Origin of the sequence: Burkholderia sp. AU44665, assembly GCF_030504405.1 — a bacterium.
Lineage (GTDB): Bacteria > Pseudomonadota > Gammaproteobacteria > Burkholderiales > Burkholderiaceae > Burkholderia > Burkholderia semiarida.
In genome coordinates this window covers 153,937-175,969 of record NZ_JAUJRI010000003.1, presented here as the reverse complement: position 1 = coordinate 175,969, position 22,033 = coordinate 153,937, and the positions used below count along the sequence as shown (strand labels likewise).

At 66.7% G+C, this 22,033-nt stretch carries 21 protein-coding genes; 10 read left to right on the top strand and 11 right to left on the bottom strand.

Annotated elements, in window-relative coordinates; all coding sequences use genetic code 11:
- Positions 1-358: 358 nt before the first annotated feature.
- Entirely contained in the window at positions 359-895 is a 537-nt protein-coding gene (locus QZM15_RS09300) for a carboxymuconolactone decarboxylase family protein (RefSeq protein WP_060968142.1), read from the top strand.
- Between the two features lie 225 nt (positions 896-1,120).
- The gene (locus tag QZM15_RS09295) at positions 1,121-1,408 is read left to right on the top strand and encodes a putative quinol monooxygenase (protein WP_060317923.1); all 288 of its coding nucleotides are present in this window, start codon (positions 1,121-1,123) and stop codon (positions 1,406-1,408) included.
- A 212-nt stretch (positions 1,409-1,620) separates the two neighbouring features.
- Here the strand turns inward: QZM15_RS09295 and QZM15_RS09290 are convergent, their stop codons facing one another.
- From QZM15_RS09290 to QZM15_RS09280, 3 genes are all read right to left on the bottom strand, one after another.
- Positions 1,621-2,856 carry an MFS transporter gene (locus QZM15_RS09290; RefSeq protein WP_302106261.1) on the bottom strand — a complete coding sequence of 412 codons (1,236 nt, stop codon included), beginning with the start codon at positions 2,854-2,856 and terminating at the stop codon, positions 1,621-1,623.
- Positions 2,857-3,001: 145 nt separating this feature from the next.
- Positions 3,002-3,862 carry an N-acyl homoserine lactonase family protein gene (locus QZM15_RS09285; protein ID WP_302106260.1) on the bottom strand — a complete coding sequence of 287 codons (861 nt, stop codon included), beginning with the start codon at positions 3,860-3,862 and terminating at the stop codon, positions 3,002-3,004.
- A 140-nt stretch (positions 3,863-4,002) separates the two neighbouring features.
- Positions 4,003-4,551, bottom strand: coding sequence for a TetR/AcrR family transcriptional regulator (locus QZM15_RS09280; protein WP_059581361.1), 549 nt, complete (start codon positions 4,549-4,551; stop codon positions 4,003-4,005).
- A 727-nt stretch (positions 4,552-5,278) separates the two neighbouring features.
- On the opposite strand from QZM15_RS09280, the gene QZM15_RS09275 reads away from it, so the two are divergent.
- Positions 5,279-6,280 (top strand): FHA domain-containing protein, encoded by a 1,002-nt coding sequence (locus tag QZM15_RS09275; protein ID WP_302106259.1) that lies wholly within the window; start codon positions 5,279-5,281, stop codon positions 6,278-6,280.
- Complete coding sequence (locus QZM15_RS09270; RefSeq protein WP_302106258.1) at positions 6,277-10,323, top strand: TOMM system kinase/cyclase fusion protein; 4,047 nt, start codon at positions 6,277-6,279, stop codon at positions 10,321-10,323. The genes QZM15_RS09275 and QZM15_RS09270 overlap by 4 nt, the downstream gene beginning before the upstream one ends.
- Positions 10,324-10,509: 186 nt before the next feature.
- Here QZM15_RS09270 and QZM15_RS09265 read toward each other — a convergent pair whose 3' ends face one another.
- The gene (locus tag QZM15_RS09265; protein WP_302106257.1) at positions 10,510-11,457 is read right to left on the bottom strand and encodes an aldo/keto reductase; all 948 of its coding nucleotides are present in this window, start codon (positions 11,455-11,457) and stop codon (positions 10,510-10,512) included.
- A gap of 348 nt (positions 11,458-11,805) precedes the next feature.
- The gene (locus tag QZM15_RS09260; protein WP_124862333.1) at positions 11,806-12,426 is read right to left on the bottom strand and encodes a LysE/ArgO family amino acid transporter; all 621 of its coding nucleotides are present in this window, start codon (positions 12,424-12,426) and stop codon (positions 11,806-11,808) included.
- A gap of 112 nt (positions 12,427-12,538) precedes the next feature.
- On the opposite strand from QZM15_RS09260, the gene QZM15_RS09255 reads away from it, so the two are divergent.
- Positions 12,539-13,432 carry a LysR family transcriptional regulator ArgP gene (locus QZM15_RS09255; protein WP_059581311.1) on the top strand — a complete coding sequence of 298 codons (894 nt, stop codon included), beginning with the start codon at positions 12,539-12,541 and terminating at the stop codon, positions 13,430-13,432.
- Between the two features lie 60 nt (positions 13,433-13,492).
- Here QZM15_RS09255 and fnr read toward each other — a convergent pair whose 3' ends face one another.
- Positions 13,493-14,239 carry a fumarate/nitrate reduction transcriptional regulator Fnr gene (gene fnr, locus QZM15_RS09250; protein ID WP_059581308.1) on the bottom strand — a complete coding sequence of 249 codons (747 nt, stop codon included), beginning with the start codon at positions 14,237-14,239 and terminating at the stop codon, positions 13,493-13,495.
- A gap of 103 nt (positions 14,240-14,342) precedes the next feature.
- A complete protein-coding gene (locus tag QZM15_RS09245; RefSeq protein ID WP_059581304.1) occupies positions 14,343-14,810 on the bottom strand; it encodes a universal stress protein in 468 nt (155 codons plus the stop codon).
- A 182-nt stretch (positions 14,811-14,992) separates the two neighbouring features.
- On the opposite strand from QZM15_RS09245, the gene QZM15_RS09240 reads away from it, so the two are divergent.
- Entirely contained in the window at positions 14,993-15,313 is a 321-nt protein-coding gene (locus QZM15_RS09240) for a hypothetical protein (protein WP_302106256.1), read from the top strand.
- Here QZM15_RS09240 and QZM15_RS09235 read toward each other — a convergent pair.
- A complete protein-coding gene (locus QZM15_RS09235; protein WP_302106255.1) occupies positions 15,285-15,710 on the bottom strand; it encodes a DUF3005 domain-containing protein in 426 nt (141 codons plus the stop codon). The genes QZM15_RS09240 and QZM15_RS09235 overlap by 29 nt on opposite strands.
- Before the next feature lie 277 nt (positions 15,711-15,987).
- Between QZM15_RS09235 and QZM15_RS09230 the strand changes: the two genes are divergently transcribed.
- Both QZM15_RS09230 and epsC read left to right on the top strand, forming a co-directional pair.
- Entirely contained in the window at positions 15,988-16,221 is a 234-nt protein-coding gene (locus tag QZM15_RS09230; protein ID WP_006480138.1) for a hypothetical protein, read from the top strand.
- Positions 16,222-16,358: 137 nt separating this feature from the next.
- Positions 16,359-17,279: a serine O-acetyltransferase EpsC gene (gene epsC, locus QZM15_RS09225; protein WP_059581299.1), complete on the top strand. Its 921-nt coding sequence runs from the start codon at positions 16,359-16,361 to the stop codon at positions 17,277-17,279.
- A 44-nt stretch (positions 17,280-17,323) separates the two neighbouring features.
- Here epsC and QZM15_RS09220 read toward each other — a convergent pair whose 3' ends face one another.
- The 3 genes from QZM15_RS09220 to QZM15_RS09210 form a co-directional block, all read right to left on the bottom strand.
- Positions 17,324-18,127, bottom strand: coding sequence for an SDR family oxidoreductase (locus tag QZM15_RS09220; protein ID WP_034203083.1), 804 nt, complete (start codon positions 18,125-18,127; stop codon positions 17,324-17,326).
- Positions 18,127-18,762: a GTP cyclohydrolase I FolE gene (gene folE, locus QZM15_RS09215; protein WP_059645050.1), complete on the bottom strand. Its 636-nt coding sequence runs from the start codon at positions 18,760-18,762 to the stop codon at positions 18,127-18,129. Before folE ends, QZM15_RS09220 begins: the two co-directional genes overlap by 1 nt.
- 96 nt (positions 18,763-18,858) lie before the next feature.
- A complete protein-coding gene (locus QZM15_RS09210) occupies positions 18,859-19,785 on the bottom strand; it encodes a LysR family transcriptional regulator (RefSeq protein WP_302106254.1) in 927 nt (308 codons plus the stop codon).
- Positions 19,786-19,901: 116 nt separating this feature from the next.
- On the opposite strand from QZM15_RS09210, the gene pobA reads away from it, so the two are divergent.
- On the top strand, positions 19,902-21,134 hold the full coding sequence (gene pobA / locus QZM15_RS09205; RefSeq protein ID WP_302106253.1) for a 4-hydroxybenzoate 3-monooxygenase: 1,233 nt from the start codon (positions 19,902-19,904) through the stop codon (positions 21,132-21,134).
- A gap of 144 nt (positions 21,135-21,278) precedes the next feature.
- Positions 21,279-21,995, top strand: coding sequence for a 3-oxoacid CoA-transferase subunit A (locus QZM15_RS09200; RefSeq protein ID WP_034205770.1), 717 nt, complete (start codon positions 21,279-21,281; stop codon positions 21,993-21,995).
- The last annotated feature ends 38 nt before the right edge of the window (positions 21,996-22,033 follow it).

Below are 22,033 nucleotides of genomic sequence, written 5' to 3'. Positions count from 1 at the left end.
CCTTTTTGCCGGGTAATTGGTGGGTCGATATCGCGCCGACACGTTCATGATGTGCCTGAAAATGAATGATCTGCACGCGAAATGGGCCGGCCCCGATGTTGACGAGCAAAGTCAGTTTTTCGGTAAATCGCATTCAAATTAAAGCGGCGAATTTTTATGATGACAACTGCTGCGATTAAATCGGGTCGTGGGTTTTAGATGTCGATAATTGTCGTGCGCGTTGCGTGACGCGACCTATTCGGCATTTGGCGCGGTTATCCGGCAGTAAAACCAGGGGCGCGGGCTCCGACTCGTCATCGTCGCTATCATGCCGGCCGTTTTCGGTCGGCACTTCGTTATCCAACTCGTTGAGAGATATATGACACGCTTGACTACCCTGAAGCCGTCGGAAGCTACCGGCGAAACCGCAGCTGTGTTCGGTCAGATCAAGGCCGCACTTGGGAAGGTCCCGAACGCCTACGCGACCATCGGCACGCACAGCCCGGCCGGTCTTTCGGCCATGTTGAACGTCGATGCGGCGATCGCGGCAAGTTCTCTGGATCAGGCCGATATTGAAACGGTGCGCCTTGCGGTAAGCGCGCTGTCCGGTTGCGACTATTGCCTGGCCGCTCATACGATGCTCGGCAGGATGTCGGGTCTCACGCCGGAAGTGATGAAGAATATCCGCGCCGGTCGCGCGTCGGGGGAGGCCCGGCGTGATGCGCTGCTCTCGTTCGTGCGATCGATCGCGACGACGCGCGATACCGTGCCCCCTGGCGTGCTGGAGGCGGTGCTGGACGCGGGGTATACCGAGCGACAGGTCATCGAGATCATCCTGGTCATGACATCGATCACCTTCACCAACCTGGTGAACCGCGTGAACGACACTACGCTGGACTTTCCGGCAGTCGACTGAACGTGTCGGGCGTCGGCTCGACTGACGGCCAATACCCGGTGTCGTTCCGGAACGCCACACAGCGCCCGTCGGGTGCTGTGTGCATTGACGCTCGCGAAGCAGTTCGAAGACTGAATGAGCGACGGGGCGCCATGCGGACGAACCGATCCGTCCGATCGTGTCGTCGTACTGGCGCGTCAAACGAAAGCAGATGCTCGAAAGATCCCTTTACGATGGAGAATGAAAATGTCAAAGCAGTTTGTCGTTGCCACGATTACCGCGGATCCGCAACACGCGAAGGCGGTGGAAGCGGCGTTGTTGGCGGCCGTACCGGCCGTCCGGACCGAGGATGGGTGCGAGCAGTATGAGCTGCATCGCGACCGCGAGGCGGCTCATCGCTTTACGATGATCGAGCGATGGCGGGACGAACGTGCGCTGAAGGTCCACGGCGAAGCACCGGCGTTCCAGAACCTGGCGCGCGAACTCGCGGGCAAGGCGACGCTCGATGTCGTGCTGCTCGAGAAACTGATCTAGGCGAACCGAAATCATTCTGGAACAAGCCGGCGGCCGGATCGATTTCCGGCCGCCGTTATTTTTCGTTCGTTCGATCGAGGCCGGACGTCGCGTGCGCGACGTCGATCATCGAACGAGCAGCGCGAGTACGGGCGCGACGAGTGCGGTCAGGACGCCGTTCATTCCGATGGCCTGCTCGCGTATCCGCGGGCCGGTGCCTTGTCTCGATCGCGTCATGATTGAAGCGATTCCCGACACCCGGCCGCGCAGGCCTTCGCGTTGACCGACGCACGGGATACGAGCAGGCTGCCGGTCGCCAGCGCGAGAAACGCCAGTGAACTGCCGATCGACCCTGTCAAACCGAACGCGGGATACACCCACCCCGCGACGGCGGAGCCGACGCCGATGCCGCAAAACACGAAGGATGCGGTCAAGGCCAACGCAATGCCTCGCCATTGCGGTACGAGTTCGACGATGCGCCGTTGCTGTGAAGGCCACAGCAGGTCGGTCGCGAACGCCCACGCCGTCAGTGCGACAAAAAGCAGGTGCAGGCTCGGGGGCGTGAACCAGAGAAACACCAGGTCCGCTGCAAGCAGGGCGAGGCCGGCGAGCAGCATCGTTTCCGCGCTATGGCGCCGCGCGGCGCGCGTGACGAACAGGTTGCCCGCGACGCCGGCTACGCCGAGTACCACGAGCGAGGTCGACACCATGTCGGCGCCTGCGTGGAATACGTCGCGAATGATGGGTGCGATAAAAGCGTACGTCGAATAGACGCCGGCGGCGATGAAGAACACGACCAGAAATGCACTGAGCGTAGCGGTGCGCGTCAGAAGAGAGACCATCGTTGCGAATTCGATGTTCTCGCCCCTGCTGGTGTCGGGTACGGCCCATACGATGAGCGCGGCGGTCACGGCGCCGGCGAGTCCGACGGCGACGAAGAGCGAGCGTGCGCCCCATGCGTGCGCGATCCATGCGGACAGCGGCATGCCGACCAGGCCGGCGACGCTCAAGCCGAGCAGCACGGTGGCAATCGCGCTGCCCTGCTGGTCGCGCTCGACGAGGCTCGAACCCAAGGCGCCGAGCACGGGGCCGATGAAACCCGCGCCGAGCCCCATCAGCACGCGCGACAGCAGCAGCACGGGATAATTCGGCGCGGCCGCCAGCAGGAGGGCAGCCGTACTGAACAGCGCCAAGCCGAGCAGGACCTGGCGACGGCGTCGCAGATGTCCAAAACCGACTTGCAGCAGCGGAGCGGCGAAAGCGAACGTCACACCGAACACGGTAACGAGGTAAACGCTTTGCGAATCGGCGAGCCCCCATTGACGCGATATCGAGTCGAGGCTGCCGACGACGGAGAGCGCGCCCGTCGCCTGTACGAAGTACGCGAGGCTGAGGGTGTGGAGTGCGCGCGCCGTCCGCGCGGAAAAGGGCGTAGTCATGAGAGAGTCCTTTCGAGGCTTGAGAAGCACGCGGCGCCGCAGACGAGACGGGCACGCACCGATCAACCGACTAGCTGCCGAGCGTGTGCAGAACCAGCGCGGCCGCGGCGTGGAATGCGCCGGCGGCGACAATCAACAGTCCGAGCGTTCGACGCAGAAGGCCGGGCATCTGGGTTCAACCCTGCGTCAATGGCGTGTAATTCGACGCCTTCGTGACGTCGGCCCGCGGGTTCGAGATGGCGTTTTCCATCAGGCCGACCACCTTCCCGCCGCTCACCAGCGCGGGCACGTCGTGGCTTGGCAGCAGGAAGCGGCTCGTTGCAAGCGCGCGCTTGATCGCGCGCTTCTCGTCGAGCGTCGACATCGCGCGGTTCGCGGTAATGGTGGGTTCGTGCGCGGCCTGGTCGAGGATCGGGTCGATCAACTGATCCTTCAGGTTGTAGGCGATGTCGCCGCAGATGTTGGCAATGCCTTCGTTGGTTTCGACGAGCACCGACAGCGAACCCGGCGTATGGCCACCGGAGAGACGGACCGCGACGCCAGGAATGACCTCTTCCTCGAACGTGCCGTCCACGTCGAACAGCCGGATTGCGCCGCGCGTATGCAGGCGGTCGATCAGATGCTTCGTATCGGCCGCGGTGTACATCAGCGGGCCCATGATCCCGGATGCCGCGAATTCCAGCTCGCGACGCGAGATACCGACGGTTGTCGTCATGGGAAATCGGTCGGTCATGCCGACGTGATCGATATGTGCGTGCGTATGGACGATGTGACGGATGTCGCTCATCTTCAGGCCGTGTTGAGCGAGGTGATACTCGATCGTCATCTCTGGCGTGACTTCGTAGGGCAGACCGAATTCAGCGTACTGCTCGACGCTGCGCGAACCCGTATCGACGAGCACGGGATGCGCGCCACCCGTGATCAGAAACCCGAGCACCGGTATCGTCACCTGCTTGCCGGGTTCGCGAAACAGGACGAGGCCGCTCGAATCGAGCGACATGTTGCCGAAGTTGATCGGGTGAATCTTCAAGCTCATGGCTGCTCTCCGCTGTAGATCGGTACTTTATTGAACCGATCGGTTCAGTATGATCAAGCGGACGAGGCGCGGCCAATTAAAAAAACCAATCGGTTCAAAACGATTGGTCTATCGCGAAGCGGGCCGACCGCGGACGAGCGTCAGAGGAGGCGTAGCGCTTGCATGAATGCGCCGACGGCGTCGCCTTCGGCCTCGGCGGGCAAATTGCGCTCGATGCAATAGCCGGCAAAGAACACCGTCACGATCGTGGCGATGGTCGCGGCAGGCAGGTGATGAGGCTCGGCCTCGATATTTTCGATGATCTGCGGGATCAGCCGATGGTGATACGCGCCGACGACTTCGCGCACGCGGTCGGACAACGACGGGAATTCACGCAGCGAATTGACGGAGAAACAACCTACGCAGCCGTCGTCTTGCGCATCGCCCAGCCGCAGGAAGCGCTCGATGTTGCCGTAACTTTTCGGCTCCGCGGTAAGGATCTGCAGCGCCCCGCGATGTTCGTAGTAGTAGAGGAGGGTATGCAGGAACAAGTCTTCCTTGTCTCCGAACTCCGCATAGAGCCCCGACTTGTTGACGCCCGACGCCCGTTCCAGCTGCTGGAGCGACGTGCCGGCGAAGCCGTACTTCCAAAAGAGCGGGAGGACCTTTTGCAACACGCCTTCGCGACTGAATTTTTTGGGTCTGCCCATGCCCGTCACACCATGAGATGATTTGCAAACATTTTAAACCGAACGGTTTTTTTGGGGGGCCGGGCGAATCGATACGGCGACCGGCGGGGTGCGGGGCTGTATCCGGTGTCGCGGCCGTTTGATCGACTACCCCATGTGCATCGTCGCGCCGACATACCCACGTTAGCCGGCTATCCCGAAAGGCATGAGCGGCGCGGCTTGATTTACGGACGGGTTAAACGGCATCGATTATAAAAACGCCAGGGAAAATTATTTAAACAATCGAAACGGTGTGATTTTATTTTCGCTCGGGCAAACAAAATTTCCGTGTTGGCAAAGGTCATTAATCCCGCTCTGTAATTCAATGTCGCCATACCGGTCGGATGTATGCCTGGCGGAGGTTTGCGAGACGATGAATAATTTCGACCCCTTATTGGCAACCCGGAAATTTATCGGAAACGTAAAGGATTGCAATATGAAGTCGTTATCCGTGCATTCCGGTTGCGGGGCATGATTTTATTTGGCAGGATTTCATCGGGCGCCCGATTTTAAAACAACAAAGCGATCGACAGTTCAATTTGCTGAAATAACGTGCGATGCCGGGGCGACCCCTTGCAAGACAGCTGATCGGAAAAACAGGTAACGAGGCGGCGAACGTGCGACCGTTCGCGATCATTGAATCAATCGCTTGTCCGGCAACGTCGATGCGGCACTCGAACGATCCGGGCGAATCCGACACGGGGCGGCCATGGCGATACTCAAGAACGACGCTTCCGGAGAAGCATGCCTGCTCCGCGCGTATCACGTGTTCGGCCGCGACGACGCGCGCTGCGACACGGTCATCCGGGACGGCTCGGTGTCCCGCGTCCATGCCCATGTCCGCTGGGCCGGCGGGCTCTGGGAACTCCACGATCACAGCAGCAACGGCACGTCGGTATCGGGCGTATCGCTGCGCGACGGCGAGCATGCGGTGCTGCGGCAAGGCGACGTGATCCGCTTCGGCCGGGCCGGCATCGCGCCCTGGCGCGTCGAATCGCTCGACGATCCGGCCGATACGCTGTGGCCGATCCGTGGCGCCGTGGAACCAATCGTGCTCGCGCCGCGCCAGATCCTGCCGGCCCCTGCCGCGCAGCCGGTCACGATCGTCCGATCGCCGGCCGGCGAATGGCTGTGCGACGACACGCTGCCGCCGCGCGCGCTCCATGACGGCGACGAAGTGTCGACCGGCGACTTCGCATGGCGCCTCGCCCTCGCGCGCCAAGGCTCGACGGTGACGCTCGCCGCCCACGCCGATCCGGCCGCGCCGGCGCAACTGCTCGAATTCTTCGTCAGCCGGAACGAGGAGCACGTGCGCATGCTGCTGCATGTCCGCGGCGGCGTGGTCGACCTCGGCGAGCGCGCCCATCACTACAGCCTCGTCACGCTCGCCCGCGCGCGCTCGGCCGACAGGCAGGCCGGCCACGACGCCGCCACGCAGGGATGGATCGAGCTCGACCGGCTCGCGCGCATGCTCGGCATCGACACATCCCACGTCAACGTGCAGATTCATCGCGCCCGGAGCCAGTTCGCGGCGCTGCCCGGGCTGGGCGCGAGCCAGCTCGTCGAGCGTCGGCGCGGCAGCGTCCGCTTCGGCGATGTTCCGTTCCGGATCGTGCGCGGCGAGCATCTCGAATGCGAGTGGGTGCCGACCGGCGGACCGCGTCCCGGCGCGCCGCGCGCGGTGCCGGGCCCGGTCGTCCATTGTCCGTGAACGCCGGAGGCCCGGCCGTGCTGCCGATCGTGTCCCGCGCGCCCGCCGGGCCGGATGCATCTGAACCGCCGAGGCATGCGGCGCCTTTCGCGACGCTCGCCGGCAGATGGCATTACCGGCTCGGCGCGCTGCTCGGCGAAGGCGGCAACGGCGTGGTGTTTCGGGCGACCTGCGACGAGACGGGGCTCGCGGTCGCGATCAAGCTGATGCGCGACGACGCCGCGTTGATCGCGCCGGAGCGCATGCGCCGGCGTGCGCGCTTCCGGCGCGAGACGAGCCTGTGCGAGGCGCTGCGGCATCCGAACATCGTGGCGCTGCTGGACCAGGGGCAGGCGCCCGACGGGCGGCTGTTCGCGGTATTCGAACTGGTCGAGGGCCGGACGCTGCGCGACCGGCTCGCCGCGGACGGGCCGCTGTCGGCCCTCGACACCGGGCGGCTGATGACGGAAGTGCTCGACGCGCTCGCGGCCGCCCATCGGCGCGGCATCGTGCATCGCGATCTGAAGCCGCAGAACGTCGTGATCGCGATGGCCGACGACGGGCCGCACGCGAAGCTGCTCGATTTCGGCATCGGCGCGTTGCTGCCCGGTACCGAAGACATCACGCGTCGGACCGCGACGCTCGCGACCGAGGTGCTCGGCTCGCCGCCCTACTGTGCGCCCGAGCAATTGCGCAACGAGCCGCCGACGCCCGCCAGCGACCTGTATGCGTGGGGCCTGATCGTGCTCGAATGCCTGACCGGCGAGGTCGTCATGCAGGGCGCGAGCGTGGCCGAGATCCTCTATCAGCAGCTGAGCCCCGTGGATGTCGCGCTTCCGCCGCCGATCGCGGCGCTGCCGCTCGGCGCGGTCCTGCGGCATGCGCTGAACAAGAATCCGCGGCAGCGCGCCGCGTCGGCCGACGCGCTCGCGGCGCAGTTTCGTGCGCTCAACTTCGCCGCGCTCGTCGGCCAGTTCGATACCGGTCGCGCCGACCGCCGCGCGCGTGCGCGCCCGCTTGCGCCGCGTAGCGAGACGATCGCGGAGGGGGGCGAATACCGGCAGATCACCACGCTGTGCTGCTGCGTGACGATCGCCGGAGAGGGCCGCCAACGTCGTGCCGGAACCGAGCAGGGGATGGCGCTCGACGGCTACGAGGCGCAGTGGCTGACGAAGTGCGCCGATATCGCGATCGGTCACGGCGCGCACGCGGGTGGACGGCTCGGCGACACGCTGCTGTTCCATTTCGGCGTGCAAGGGGACATCGACTGGCCCGCGCGTCGCGCGGCGCGGGCTGCGCTCGACATCGTGCGCGTCGCCGAGCGTGCGCGGCTGCCGGTGCCGTCGGCCGCCGGCGGCAGTGCCGGCGGCGCGGAAGAAGGCTGGCGAGTCGAAGTGGCCGCCGCGATTCACGTCGGGCAGATGCTCGCGCATGCGTCGCACATGTCGGGCGCGTCGACGCCGGCCGCGGCGTCGCGGCTGCTGCGGCTGGCCAGGCCCGGACAGATCCTGATCAGCGACGATGCGCGGCTCGTGCTCGAACGGCATGCCGATTCGCGTCCGACCGCGTTGCGGCTGCCGCGCGCGGGCCTCGTGTCGCAGCCGGTTCATGAATTGCTCGGCGAGCGGCACGCCGATACGCCGTTCGATTCGCTCGACGCGGGCAGGCGGACGCCCATGGTCGGCCGCGCGCGCGAATTCGACGTGCTGTTGCGCGCGTGGCAGGAGACGCACGAGCGGCATCGTCGCGCGATGCGTGGCGAGCCGCCGCGCGGCGTGCCGCGGCTCGTCGTCGGCGATGTGGGCTTCGGCAAGTCGCGGCTCGTGCACGAACTGTGCGAGGCCGTGCGGACGCGCGGCCATGCCTTTGCGCATTGCGGGTGTCTGCCCGAACGCGAGAATCATGCGTTGTTTCCGGTCCTGCGATTCATCGCCTCGCACTGGCACGTCGACGCCGATCACGCGCCCGGCGCCGCGCTCGCGGCGATCGACGCGATGATCGCACCGCTCGATTGCGACCATGCGGCGGCGCGTGTCGCGCTCGCGGCCTGGCTCGGGCTGCCCTGCGATGCGAACGGGCTCCGGTGGTCGAGCGCGCGCGAACAGCACGCGCTGTTCGACGTCCTCGAGCAACTGATCGTGTCGCTCGGCAACGGCGCGCCGGTGCTGCTCGTGATCGAGGACGTTCAGTGGCTCGATCGCTCGACCGAGGATTTTCTCGCGTATCTGCAGCACTCGCCGCGCGCGGCGGCACTCTGCATCGTGCTCACGTCGCGCCCCGACAAACTCGCGCGCTGGCGCGGCGCGACCGACCGCCTGGTGCTGCGCCGCCTGCCGCGCGACGACGCGCAGCGCCTGATGTCGGCGCATCTGGGCCCGGGCGCGTTCGATCCGGCGTGGCTCGACCGGCTCGCCGATCGCACGGCCGGCATCCCGCTGTTCATCGAGGCCGTCGCGCGCGAACTGACGGTGAGCGGCGCGGACGGTCCGATTGCCGAGCCAGCGGCAACGGACCCGTACCCGCTGCCGCTCAGTCTCGGCGGCATGCTCGGTCTCGCCTTCGACCGGATCGACGACGCGCGCGACACCGCGCAGTTGGCCGCGACCATCGGGCTCGAAGTGGATGCGCAATTGCTCGCCGACGCGTCGCCGCACGATCGCGCCACGCTCGACGCACATCTGCGGCTGCTGCTCGAAGAGCGGGTCGTGTACGCGCAGCATCGGCGCGATCGCGTGTTCTATGCGTTCCGCCATGCGCTGATTCGCGACGCCGCGTACGAATCGATGCCGCCTGCCGTACGGCGCGGCAATCATGCGCGCGTCGGCCGTGCGCTGCTCGCGCAGGCCGATCGCGGTGCCGGTGCGCATGCGTTCGGCGTCGCCGCGCACTTCGCGCGCGCAGGCGCATACGCGGACGCGATCGCGCACGGCATCGATGCGGCGCATCGCGCGCTCGAGCGTTCGCGATACGACGACGCGATCCGCTACGGGCAGGCCGTGTCCGACTGGCTCGCTACTGCCGATCACGCGCGGCGCGAGCACGACAGTGCGCGCATCCGCGCCACGTTGACGCACGCGACGATGGCGCGATTCGGCTGGGCCGACCCGCGGGTACGCGAGCATGCGGAGCAGTTGCTGCGGCAGACGCAGACGCTCGACGATCCCGAACTCGAGATCAGCGCGCTGTGGACGCTGTCGACGTACTACCACGTCGCCGGCGACCGTCCGACCGTGCGCCGGATCGGCAAGCGGCTCGACACGCTGGCGACCGAGCGCGGCGATGCGGGCGTGCAGGTCGCGGCGGACGCGATGCGCGGTATGAGCCTGTGGATCGACGGCGACTATGCGCGCGCCCGTGCCGCGTTCGACGCGGTGCTGGCTGGCTACGACGTGCGACGCGACGCGGGGCACCGGCGCGTCCTGGCGCTCGATACGCGCGCGTGGGCGATGGCGTCGCTCGCCAGCGTGCGCTGGTGCATGGACGACGATCCGCAGCCGTCGTTCGCGATGGCGCGCGAAGCCGTCTATTGCGCGACCTGTCTCGATCATCTGCCGACGCTCGGCGTCACGATGCTATACCTCGCGCGCACGCATCAGCTCGCCGGAGACCGCGACGCGGCGCGAGCGGTGTCGGAAGCGATTCTCCGCCTCGCGGACGAGCACCGGCTGCGGGCAGTCGGGCATTACGCCGCGATCATTCATGCGTGGGCGCAACGCGATCGCGCGGGCGTTGTCGCGCACCTCGATGCGCAGCGGCAGTCGGGCGGCCTGCTCGGCATGACCTACTACGCGTCGTTGCTTGCCGAGCTGGATGCCGAACGCGGCGACTACGGCGCGGCGCTCGCGCAGGTCGGGCAGTGTCTCGCCTTGTGCGAATCGAGCGGCGAACGGTATTACGAAGCCCAGCTGTTGCTCAAGCAGGCCGAGTTCTTGCGCCGGGCCGATCGGCGCTGCGGCGGCGTGGCCGCGCTCGATGCGTGCCGGCGCGCAGCCGAAATTGCAACGACGGCGGGCATGGGCCGGATCGCGAGGCTCGCCGAGGCGACGTTGCAGTCGTTGCCGTAAGCCGTTCAAACCGACATTCATCATCGACGGTTTTTATGTGCGGTTTGAACGCGGCGCGAAGCAGCCCGGTCGCGCCGCGAGGCCATCGGACGCCCGCGATTGTATCCATCCACTTTGCGCGGATCGCAGGCGGGCCGCGGAACCGCCTGCCCGTGCGATTCCTTCGGCCTGCCGCCGCCGACGACTTCACGGCGCGCTGGCTTCGTCGATCTGGCGGATGTCGTCCTGATCGAGCTTGACGCGGATCGCTTCGCCGAGCAGTTCGAGCTGCTCGAGCGACGTCGCGCTCGCGATCGGCGCGGTGATCGTCGGCCGCGCGATCTGCCATGCGAGCGCGATCGCGGCCGGCTGCGTGCCGTGCTTCGCCGACACGGCGTCGAGCGCCGCGAGGATGCGCAGGCCGCGTTCGTTCAGATAGCCGGCGACGCGATCGCCGCGCACGCTCTTCTTCAGGTCGGCCTCGCTGCGATACTTGCCCGACAGGAACCCGCTCGCCAGTGCGTAGTAGTTGACGACGCCGAGCTTCAGGTCGTGCACGACCGGCTCGAGATCGCGTTCGTAGTCGGCGCGGTTGAGCAGGTTGTATTCCGGCTGGATGACCTGATACGCGGGCAGCCCGTCGCGCGCGCTGATGGCGGCGGCTTCGCGCAGGCGTGCGCCGCTGTAGTTCGACGCGCCGATGATGCGCACCTTGCCCGCTTCGATCAGCGTTTGATACGCGCCGAGCGTTTCTTCGAGCGGGGCCGTGTCGGCGAGATCGCGGTGCGAGAAATACAGGTCGATGTAGTCGGTCTGCAGGCGGCGCAGCGAATCGTCGGCGGCCTTCAGGATGTTGTCTTTCGACAGCCCGGCACGCGCGCCCAGCATGCCGACCTTGGTCGCGATCACGACCTGCTCGCGCTTGCCGGAGCGCTTCAGCCACTTGCCGATGATCGTTTCCGATTCGCCGCCGTGGTTGCCGGGAACCCACGCCGAATAGACGTCGGCCGTGTCGATGAAGTTGATGCCGGTGTCGGCGAGCGCGTCGAGCAGCGCGAACGATGCGTTTTCATCGACGGTCCAGCCGAAGACGTTGCCGCCGAACGCGAGCGGCGAAACCTGGATGCTGGATGTGCCGAGGGTGCGATGTGCCATGTTCCTCTCCGATAACTGCGGGTAACGGGATTGAACTGCGGGACGGGTCGAGGCGATCGCGGCGGGACGGCAGGGTGCGCGGTGCGGTTCCGCCATGGTCGCGGGACACCGGACATTCTCGCCGATCGCTTCGATTCGTGCAGGCGGCGCGCCGCCGCGATGGTGGACGGTTTGCGGCAGATGACGGATACCGTGTCCGCTGCGTGAGCGCTCCGTGCGGCTGCGTTCGATCGGGAGCGAATTTTTTTGCGACGGGTGCGCGACGGAAGGGGGCGGACTGCCCCGGTATTACGGCGGAGCGGGGGAAAGACGGGCGGCAGACCGCCGCCCGTGCGCGGGACGGTTCGGTCAGCGCAACTGCACGGCCGCGAGAAACAGCACCATGCCGCCGATCGCGCCATCCAGCACGCGCCACGCGACCGCCTTGCGGAACCACGGCGCCAGCAATCGCGCACCGTAGCCGAGCCCGAGGAACCACACGACGCTGACCGTCATTGCGCCGATCGCGAACGCGAGCCGCGCGCCTTCCGGCTCGCGCGCGCCGGCCGTGCCGATCAGCAGGAACGTGTCCAGATACACGTGCGGGTTGAGCCACGTGAACGCGAGCGTCATCAGCACGATCGCAAGCGCGCCCTGCGGCGGCGGCGCGACCGCGTCGCCGCGCACGTCGAGCGTGTCGTGGCCCGGCTTGAACGCCCGGCGCAGTGCGTTGATGCCGAACCACGCGAGATACGCGAGGCCGACGTACAGCACCGCATGGACGAAGGTCGGATAGCGCTCGACGAGCGCCGATGCGCCGCCGACGCCCGCGCCGATCAGGATCATGTCGGACACCGCGCACAGCAGCACGATCTTGCCGATGTGCGAGCGCATGATGCCCTGGCGCAACACGAACGCGTTCTGCGCGCCGATGGTGACGATGAGCGACGCGCACAGTGCGGCGCCGTGGGAAAAAGCGAGCCAGTTCATGTTTGGGGGGACAGCCGTGGAAGCAGTAGACGAACGAATCGGGTAGCGCTAGTCTGCGATCAGCACGGAAATAAGAGAAGCTAAATCACCTAATGCGGATTAAGGAAATCTAATGCTCGACTACGCGTTGCTCGATGCCCTCGCGGCCGTGATCCGGCACGGCTCGTTCGAGCGGGCGGCCAAGGAGCTGAACGTCACGCCGTCGGCCGTGTCGCAGCGCGTGAAGCTGCTGGAGGAGCGGGTCGGCAGCGTGCTCGTCAAGCGCGGGCAGCCGTGTGTCGCGACCACGTCGGGCGCGCTGCTGTGCCGGCATACCGAACGCGTGCAGTTGCTGGAAGCCGAACTGGGCGGCCGGATGCCCGCGTTGCCGGGCCAGATCGCCAGCGCGTGGCCGACGTTGCGCGTGGCCGTCAACGACGACAGCGTCGCGACGTGGTTCATCGACGCGGTCGGGCCGTTCTGCACGGCGCGCGAGACGCTGCTCGACCTCGTGATCGACGATCAGGATTACACGGCGTCGCGCATTCGCGACGGCAGCGTGCAGGGGGCGGTGACCGCACAGGCCGAGCCGATCCAGGGGTGCCGGTCGGAGCGGCTCGGGCGGATCCGCTATCGCGCGGTGTGCTCGCCGGCGTTTTACGCACGTTATTTCGACGCGGGGATCACGCGCGATGCGCTGCGCCGCGCGCCGTGCGTGATGTTCAATCCGAAGGACGGGTTGCAGGCGCGTTTCATCCGGCGCGTGACGCGCGCGGATCTCGATCCGCCGCAGCACTGGATACCGCACGTCGCGGGCTACCTGCGCGCGTGCGAAACGGGATTGGGATGGGGGATGTGCCCCGACCGGATGGTCGACCGCCAACTGGCGGCGGGCGAGTTGATCGACATGTCGCGCGGGCGAACCATCGACATCGATCTGTACTGGCAGAGCTGGCGTCTGTCGATCGGCTGGCTCGACGATTTCAGCGCGGCGCTGAAGGCGCGTGCCGCGCTGTTTCTCGATTGACCGGCGGCGTCAGGGCGTCACGCAGGCGGCGCGCGTGGCGCCTGCGCGCGCCGTGCGGCGTCAGACGTGCTGCAGGCCGTCGAAGTCGACGATCTGCACGTGGCGGCCCTGCATTTCGATCAGGCCGCGCTTCTGGAATTTCGACAGCGTGCGGCTGACCGTTTCGAGCGTCATGCCGAGATAGCTGCCGATGTCCTCGCGCGTCATCCGCAGGTTGAATTCCGACGGCGAGTAGCCGCGCTTCAGGTAGCGCGACGAGACGTCGAGCAGGAAAGCGGCGACGCGCTCCTCGGCGTTCAGCGAACCGAGCAGCATCGTTTGCGACGTTTCGCGCACGATCTGTTCGCTCATCAGCTTGTGCATGCGCAACTGCATCGAGCCGGCTTCCGAGCACAGCGCCTTGAGCGCGCTGTACGGAATCACGCACACCGAGCTGTCTTCCAGCGCGACCGCGGTGCGCGGGTGCGTATCGTCGCAGATGCCGTCGAGGCCGAGCGCTTCGCCGGCGAGGTGCAGGCCCGTGACTTGTTCGCGGCCGTCGTGGCGCGTCGCGACGGTTTTCAGCGAACCCGAGCGCACCGCGTACAGGTTGTCGAATGCGTCGCCTTCGCGAAACAGCGCTTCGCCGCGCTTGACCGGGCGAGCCGCGCAGATGACCGACTCGAGGCGGCTGAGCGCTTCGGGCGCCAGGCCCTGCGGCATGCACAGGTGCCGCATCGCGCACGACGAGCAGTGTGCGGCCTGGCGGGGAGCCCAGCTACCGGTATGGGCCGTGGCGGCGGGGCGGGTGGCGACGGGCGTCAGCATGATCGTTTACTCCGGCGTTGAATCGACGAAATCATTGTCCCACCGCAAGTTGCCGCTGTCGGGTGACAAAACGTCGCGACCGGCCGCGCGTGCCGAACGCCGCTCACGCGGCCGGCTCGTCCGCGTTGGCGGCGGCCGGGATCAGCAGCACGGGCAGCGTCGCGTGGCGCACGCATTGTTCGGCGATGCTGCCGAGCACGAGGCGGCGGAAGCCGCGGCGGCCGTGCGTGCCGAGCACGAGCAGATCGGCGCCGAACGCTTTCGCGCCGTCGAGGATCAGCGACGATACGTCGTTGAGCGACGTCGCCTCGTTCAGCCGCGTTTCGCCTTTCACGCCGGCGGCCTGCATCCGCTTCGCGAAATCCTGCGCGAGCGCGTTGCCCTGCGCGACGAGCTGATCGCGCAGCACGGACGGATCGTAGCCGGGCACGTTGTAGTAGATCGCGGCGTTCTCGACGACGTAGAACGGCTGCAGCTCCGCGCCGTGCGCTTTCGCGAGCGCCAGCGCGGCGTCGAACGCGTGGCGGGACGTGTCGCTGCCGTCGACGGCAACCAGAATACGCTTGTACATAGTGTCTCCGAGTGGCGGGTTGGAACGAAGTCGGCCGGATGGCCGATCGGGCCGGGCAATGCGCGATGCTGCGAGGCAGAGTAAACCAACGTGCACGATCGTGCAGCGAGGTGTCGCGTGCCGCGCTGTCCCTGTTCAGTTCGTGAACGGACATGCGGTGGCCGCCTCATTGGCGAAAACGCATGCGCGCGCATCGACCCGGCACGGCGATCACGCCGATGCGCCGCACGTATCGCCATTCAATCGCAATCGCGCCGGGGCGCCATGACTTCGGTCAATGCATGTGCGTCGATGCGATGCGCGGCATGCATGAATTGCGAAGGCCGATGCCAATGCGCGGCATCGTTCACTTCGGCATCGTGCGAGCGAGTATCGACGCGCGGTCCGGTCGCACGCGCCAATGCACCGCCGTCGATCGCCGTCAGCGGCCGACGGCGATTCGCAAACGAACGATCGATTCAAACGCCGCGCCGGCTATTTCGGCACGGCCGTCAGCTCGATGACACGCTCCGGCCGGCGGCCGTGGCCGGGCCAGTACGCGCTGCCGTACATCCTGTGCACGGGACCGAACGGCGCGTCGCCCGCGGGCGGCGTGTCGAAGCCTTTCTCGATCACCACGTAGCCGGCGCGCAACGCGAACGCCGGATGGTTGCCGTCGGGGCGGCTGTCGAAACCCGCGAGGCCGTCGCCAGCTTCCGGCATCGCATTGACGAGCGACGCATTGCTGCGCGTGACCTGGTCGGGCGAGATCGGCCCGGCCCCGGCCCCGGCCCCGGCCCCGGCGACGCGCGCGGCTTCGCGGTTCTTGCCGTCGGTATCGACCGTGCTGTCGTGGGTGGCGTCGTTGTCGAGTTCGATACTGCGCGGATGCGCACGGCCTGTTTGAGCGGAGGATTCCATCGCGGCTCTCCTGGCGGCGACACGCTCCGGATCGAAGCAAATCCCGTTCCGGGCACGACGGGAAAAGGCGCGCGGGCGATCGCCGCGGTCGCGCGGCGCGCACTGATTTGTCATGATTTATTTCAGCTAGAAGACGCGTTTTCTACAGAGTATGATTCTTTTCCTGCGAAGCGGCGACAGGGGATGAAGTCTCGCCGCCTCTGCCCGCGCCGGGGCGCCGCAGCACCCTTAAAGACGGGTAGCGAACAACAAACAAGGGACTAGAGGTGGCGGACTCATGCAAGCGACTACTGCCTTCACGCACCGCGGTTATCTGTTGAATTGCGCGCCCGCACGCGCCAGTGACGGTTCGTTCAAGCCCTACGTCGTGATCTCCCGATCGAGCGACGGGGAACTCGTGGCGAACCGTTTTTTCCCGATCGAGCTCCAGTTCAACGACGAAGGCGACGCGATCGCGCACGCGCGAGACTGGGCCGTGCGCTGGATCGACGCGAGCAGCATCTCGATGTGATGCCGTCGCGCTCGTACGGCGTCGGCCGTCCGGCCGATCCCCCAAGGGCCGCTCCCGGACAAAAAACGCGGTAATCTTGCGGAACCCGTCACTTTATTAGCGGCCGCGCGACCGAGCGCGGCTGCCCGCTTTGGCCTATGTCGACATCAGCCGCCCGTCAGTGGGGCCTCGAAGAAATCGTCGCCGGCTTGCGCGAATCGCGCGAGGAACTCCATCGCACGCGCCATCCGCGTGGCATCCGCGAACTGCCGTCGCGCGATGCAATCTGCAAGATTGTGACCGGCCTGCGCGCGTCGATGTTTCCGACGCACTACGGCGCGCCCGACCTGACCGACGAAAGCGTCGACTACTACGTCGGCCATACGCTCGAAAGCACGCTTCGCATCCTGTCCGAGCAGATCCGCCGCGCGTTGCCGTTCCTGCCCGAGCACGTCGATACGCCGTTCGCCGAGCTCGACGAACGCGCGTTCGAGATCGCGCGCGAATTCGGCCGGCAGTTGCCGGCGATCCGCGCGCTGCTCGTCAGCGACATCCAGGCCGCGTACGCGGGCGATCCGGCCGCGCAGCACATCACCGAGATCCTGCTGTGCTACCCCGGCGTGTTCGCGATGATGCACCATCGGCTCGCGCACGCGCTGCACCAACTCGGTGTGCCGTTGCTCGCGCGGTTCATCAATGAAATCGCGCATTCGGCCACCGGTATCGACATCCATCCGGGTGCGCAGATCGGCCCGAGCTTCTTCATCGACCACGGCACCGGTGTCGTGATCGGCGAAACCGCGATCATCGGCGAGCGCGTGCGCGTGTACCAGGCCGTCACGCTCGGCGCGAAGAGTTTCCCCGCCGATGGCGAAGGCGCGCTGGTGAAGGGCAATGCACGGCATCCGATCGTCGAGGACGACGTGGTGATCTATGCGGGCGCGACGATTCTCGGCCGCGTGACGATCGGGCGCGGCTCGGTGATCGGCGGCAACGTGTGGCTCACGCACAGCGTGCCGCCCGGCACGAGCGTCGCGCAGGGCAAGGTCCGCGAAGGCGGGAGCGCCGAGAAGCCGTAACGCGGCGGGCGGCGCGCCCGGTTCCCCGGCGCGCGCCGCATGCGTCAGTGCTTGCCGTCCGGCGAGCGGTGCTTGTACAGCACGTCCTGATCCACGCGGATCAGGTTCTGGCCCGCATCGACGACGAAATCCACGCCGTTGTACGCATTGCCCGTCAGCAGCAGGATCGCGCTTGCGACGTCGTCGGGGCCTGCGATGCGCGCGAGCGGTGTCGAGGCGCGGCTCGCGTGTTCGAAGTCGGCCTGCGTCTGGTCGTCGCTCGGCAGCATCAGCCCCGGGAACACCGCATTCACGCGCAGCACCGGCGCGGACGACAGCGCGAGCATCTGCGTCAGGTTACCGAGCGCGGCTTTCGCGACCGTGTAGCTGAAATGGTCGCGGTGGAAGTTTTCCTTGATCTTCTGGTCGACCACGTTCACGACGACGCCCTGCGTGCCGGCCGCGCGGGCTCGTTCGTAGAACGCGCGCGTGAGCAGGATCGGCGCGCGGCAGTTGACGGCCCATGCCTGGTCGAACGCCGCGAGATCGAAGCTCGGGAAATGGTCCTGCCAGAACACCGACGCGTTGTTGACCAGCACGTCGAGACGCCCGAAGCGCGCGTAGACCTGATCGATCAGCGCGGTGATCTGCGCGGCATCGGACAGGTCGGCCTGCAGCGCCGCCGAATCGTGCCCGCGTTCGGCAATCGCGCGGGCGGCGGCCTGCGCGGCATCGGCCGAACGGTCGTAGTGCACCGCGGTGCGATAGCCGTGCGCGGCGAAATACTCGGCGAACGCGCGCCCGGCCCGGCGCGCGGCGCCGGTCACGAGCACGACGGGCGCGTGCGCCGTTTGCTTCGTCTGCTCCATCAGGTATTCGTCAGGTTGACCGAGGAAGGATTCGCGACGATCGACAGGAATTCGCGACGGGTCGACGGATCGGTGCGGAACGTGCCGAGCATGCGCGACGTGACCATCTCGACGCCCGGCTTGTGCACGCCGCGCGTCGAGATGCACTGGTGCGCGGCTTCGAGGATCACGCCGACGCCCTTCGGCTGCAGCACGTCGAACAGCGTGTCGGCGATCTGCACGGTCATCTTTTCCTGGATCTGCAGGCGCTTCGCGAATGCGTCGACGAGGCGTGCGAGCTTCGAGATGCCGACGACGCGATGGTTCGGCAGATACGCGACGTGCGCGCGGCCGATGATCGGCACCATGTGATGCTCGCAGTAGCTTTCGAAGCGGATGTCCTTCAGCACGATCATTTCGTCGTAGCCGTCGACCTCGCTGAACGTGCGCGCGAGGATGTCGCGCGGCTCCAGCGCATAACCGGCGAAGAACTGCTCGTATGCGCGCACGACGCGTGCGGGCGTGTCGAGCAGGCCTTCGCGCGCGGGATCGTCGCCGGCCCAGCGCAACAGCACGCGCACGGCGTCTTCCGCTTCTTCGCGGCTCGGCCGGGAGGCGACCGCCTCGGGCTGCGCGGATTTCTTTCCCTTACCCATCTAGTGGCTCCATCGAAGGCCGCCTGCGGCGGCCGATATCCGGGCATTGTTTCATGCTTTTGCCGGTCGTGCGTGCGGGCCGCCGCGCGTGCTTCTTCACTTCGGCCATTCGTCCTGCTCGTCGTTGAACAGCGCCGCGACGACGCCGCGCAGCCACGCGGTGCGCGGGTCGTTGTGGTACTTGCGGTGCCAGTGCTGCTTCAGGTCGAAGCGCGGCAGTGCGAGCGGCGGCTCGACCGGCACGATGAACGCGTGCTCGGCCGCGTACGCATAGCCGATCGCGTGCGGCACCGTCGCGATCAGGTCGGTGCGGCTCAGGATGAACGGCAGGCTCATGAAGTGCGGCGTCTCGAGCACCGCGCGGCGCTGCATGCGCTGCTTCGCCAGATATTTCTCGAGCACCTCCTGGCTGCGGCCCTCGGCGCGCACCACCGCGTGTCCGCACGCAAGGAACTGCTCGACCGTGAACGGCGGCGTCTGCTCGAACGGATGGCCGCGCCGCATCAGGCAGACGAACCGGTGCGTGAACAGCCGCTGCTGGAAGAAGTTGTTGCCGTCGAGATCGGGGAAGTAGCCGACCGCGAGATCGATCGACCCGGCCTCGAGGCCGCGTCCGACTTCGTCGTGCGCGAGCGAGACCGAACGCAGGTTCGCGTGCGGCGCATGCGTCGCGAACGCCTGCAGCAGCTTCGGCAGGAACACGATCTCGCCGACGTCCGACAGCGCGATCGAGAACGTATGCGTGCTCGCGCCAGGGTCGAAGTCGTGCGGCGCGACGAGGCCGCGCTCGATCTGCGCGAGCGCGTCGCGGGCGGCCGGCAGCAACGCGAGCGCGCGCGGCGTCGGCTCCATCCCGCGCGACGTGCGTACGAACAGCGGATCGCCGAAGTACTCGCGCAGCCGGCCGAGCGCCGTGCTCACGCGCGGCTGGCTCACGCCGAGCAGGTCGCCCGCGCGGCTCACGTTGCGCGCGTCGTCGAGGGCGACGAGGTAGGGAATCAGGTTCAGATCGAGCGCATCCATCGCCGGGCCGGTATCTCCAGAACGTATACAACATATCTCCTGAATCGCGTTGCCGCATAGTCGGGAAAGCGCTGAAATGTGTTTCATTACTCGAACCAATGTTCTGGAGACGAACAATGCGCACCCAAGTCGCGATCATCGGCGCCGGTCCGTCCGGCCTTCTGCTGTCCCATCTGCTGCGCCTGCAAGGCGTCGATTCGATCCTCGTCGAAGCGCGTTCGCGCGAATACTGCGAGAACCGCATCCGCGCCGGCGTGCTGGAGCAGGGCACGGTCGACACGCTGAACGAAGCCGGCCTCGGCGACCGGATGCGCCGCGAAGGGCTCGAACATCACGGCATCGAGCTCCTGTTCGACGGCCAGCGGCACCGCATCGACCTGTCCGAACTGACCGGCGGGCGTGCGATCACCGTCTACAGCCAGCACGAAGTCGTGCGCGACCTGATCGCGGCCGGTGTCGAACACGGCCATCAGATGCATTTCGAAGTCAGCGACGTCGCGCTGCACGATGTCGAAAGCGAGCACCCGTTCGTCACGTTCAAGCACGCGGACGGCCGCGCGGACCGCATCGACTGCGATTACATCGCCGGCTCCGACGGCTTCCACGGCGTCGCGCGCCAGACGATTCCGGCCGAGCGGCTGAACACGTTCGAGCGCGTCTACCCGTTCGCGTGGCTCGGCATCCTCGCCGACGCGGCGCCGTCGCTCGACGAGCTCGTCTACGCGCATCACGACAACGGCTTCGCGCTGTTCTCGATGCGCTCGCCGACGGTCACGCGCCTGTACCTGCAGTGCAAGCCGGATGAAGATCTTGCCGAATGGTCCGACGCACGGATCTGGGACGAACTGCACACACGCTTCTCGAACGACACCGGCTGGACGCCGACCGAGGGCCGGATCACGCAGAAGAGCGTGACGCCGATGCGCAGCTTCGTGTCGGAGACGATGCAGCACGGGCGTCTGTTCCTCGCCGGCGACGCCGCGCACATCGTGCCGCCGACCGGCGCGAAGGGCATGAATCTCGCGGTGGCCGACGTCCGCGCGCTGTCCCGCGCGCTGGGCGCGCGCTACCGGACGGGCGACGCGACGCCGCTCGAACGCTATTCGGCGACCTGCCTCGAACGCGTGTGGCGCGCCGAGCACTTCTCGTACTTCATGACGAACATGCTGCATGCGTCGCCGGACGACTCGCCGTTCGTCAATCGCCTGAAGTTTGCCGAGCTGAAATACGTGACGCGTTCGCGGGCGGCCGCGCAGTCGCTCGCCGAGAACTATGTCGGCCTGCCGTTCGAAGACGCGACGGCCCCCGAGGGAACCCGCCTTGACAATGCGCTGTGCGCGCCCCTATGATCGGCTCATCGTTCGCTAATCGAATCTAGGTTCGATTAGCGAACAAATGCCGAGGGTCGACGAAGGCCTCCGGCGCGACACGCGGCACGCGCGTGTCCCCTCGACAGGCCGCGCACGAGCCGCGGGTTCGCATCAGGAAGAGACATGGTCAACAAGATTTTCGAATCGCTTCAGTCGGCGGTCGCCGACGTCCACGATGGCGCGACAATCATGATCGGCGGTTTCGGCACGGCCGGCATGCCGTCGGAGCTGATCGACGCGCTGATCGAACAGGGCGCGCGCGACCTGACGATCGTCAACAACAACGCGGGCAATGGCGAGACGGGCCTCGCGGCGCTGCTGAAGGCGAAAAAGGTGCGCAAGATCATCTGTTCGTTCCCGCGCCAGAGCGACTCGCAGGTGTTCGACGCGCTGTACCGCGCGGGCGAGATCGAGCTGGAGCTCGTGCCGCAAGGCAACCTCGCCGAGCGCATCCGCGCGGCGGGCGCCGGCATCGGCGGCTTCTTCACGCCGACGGGCTACGGCACCAAGCTCGCGGAAGGCAAGGAAACGCGCGTGATCGACGGCAAGCCGTATGTATTCGAGACGCCGATTCACGCCGATTTCGCGCTGGTGAAGGCGTACAAGGGCGACCGCTGGGGCAATCTCGTGTATCGCAAGACCGCGCGCAATTTCGGGCCGATCATGGCCAGCGCCGCGAAGGTCGCGATCGTCCAGGTGTCGGAAGTCGTGCCGCTCGGCGCGCTGAACCCGGAACACATCGTGACGCCGGGCATTTTCGTCCAGCGCGTCGTCGAGGTGCCGCAGGCCGCGCACGCGGCCGAGCTGGCCGCCGAACACGCTGCATCGCAAGCCGCCTGACCCGCCTGGAACTTTGTATGGGACCGGAGTAAGCGCTG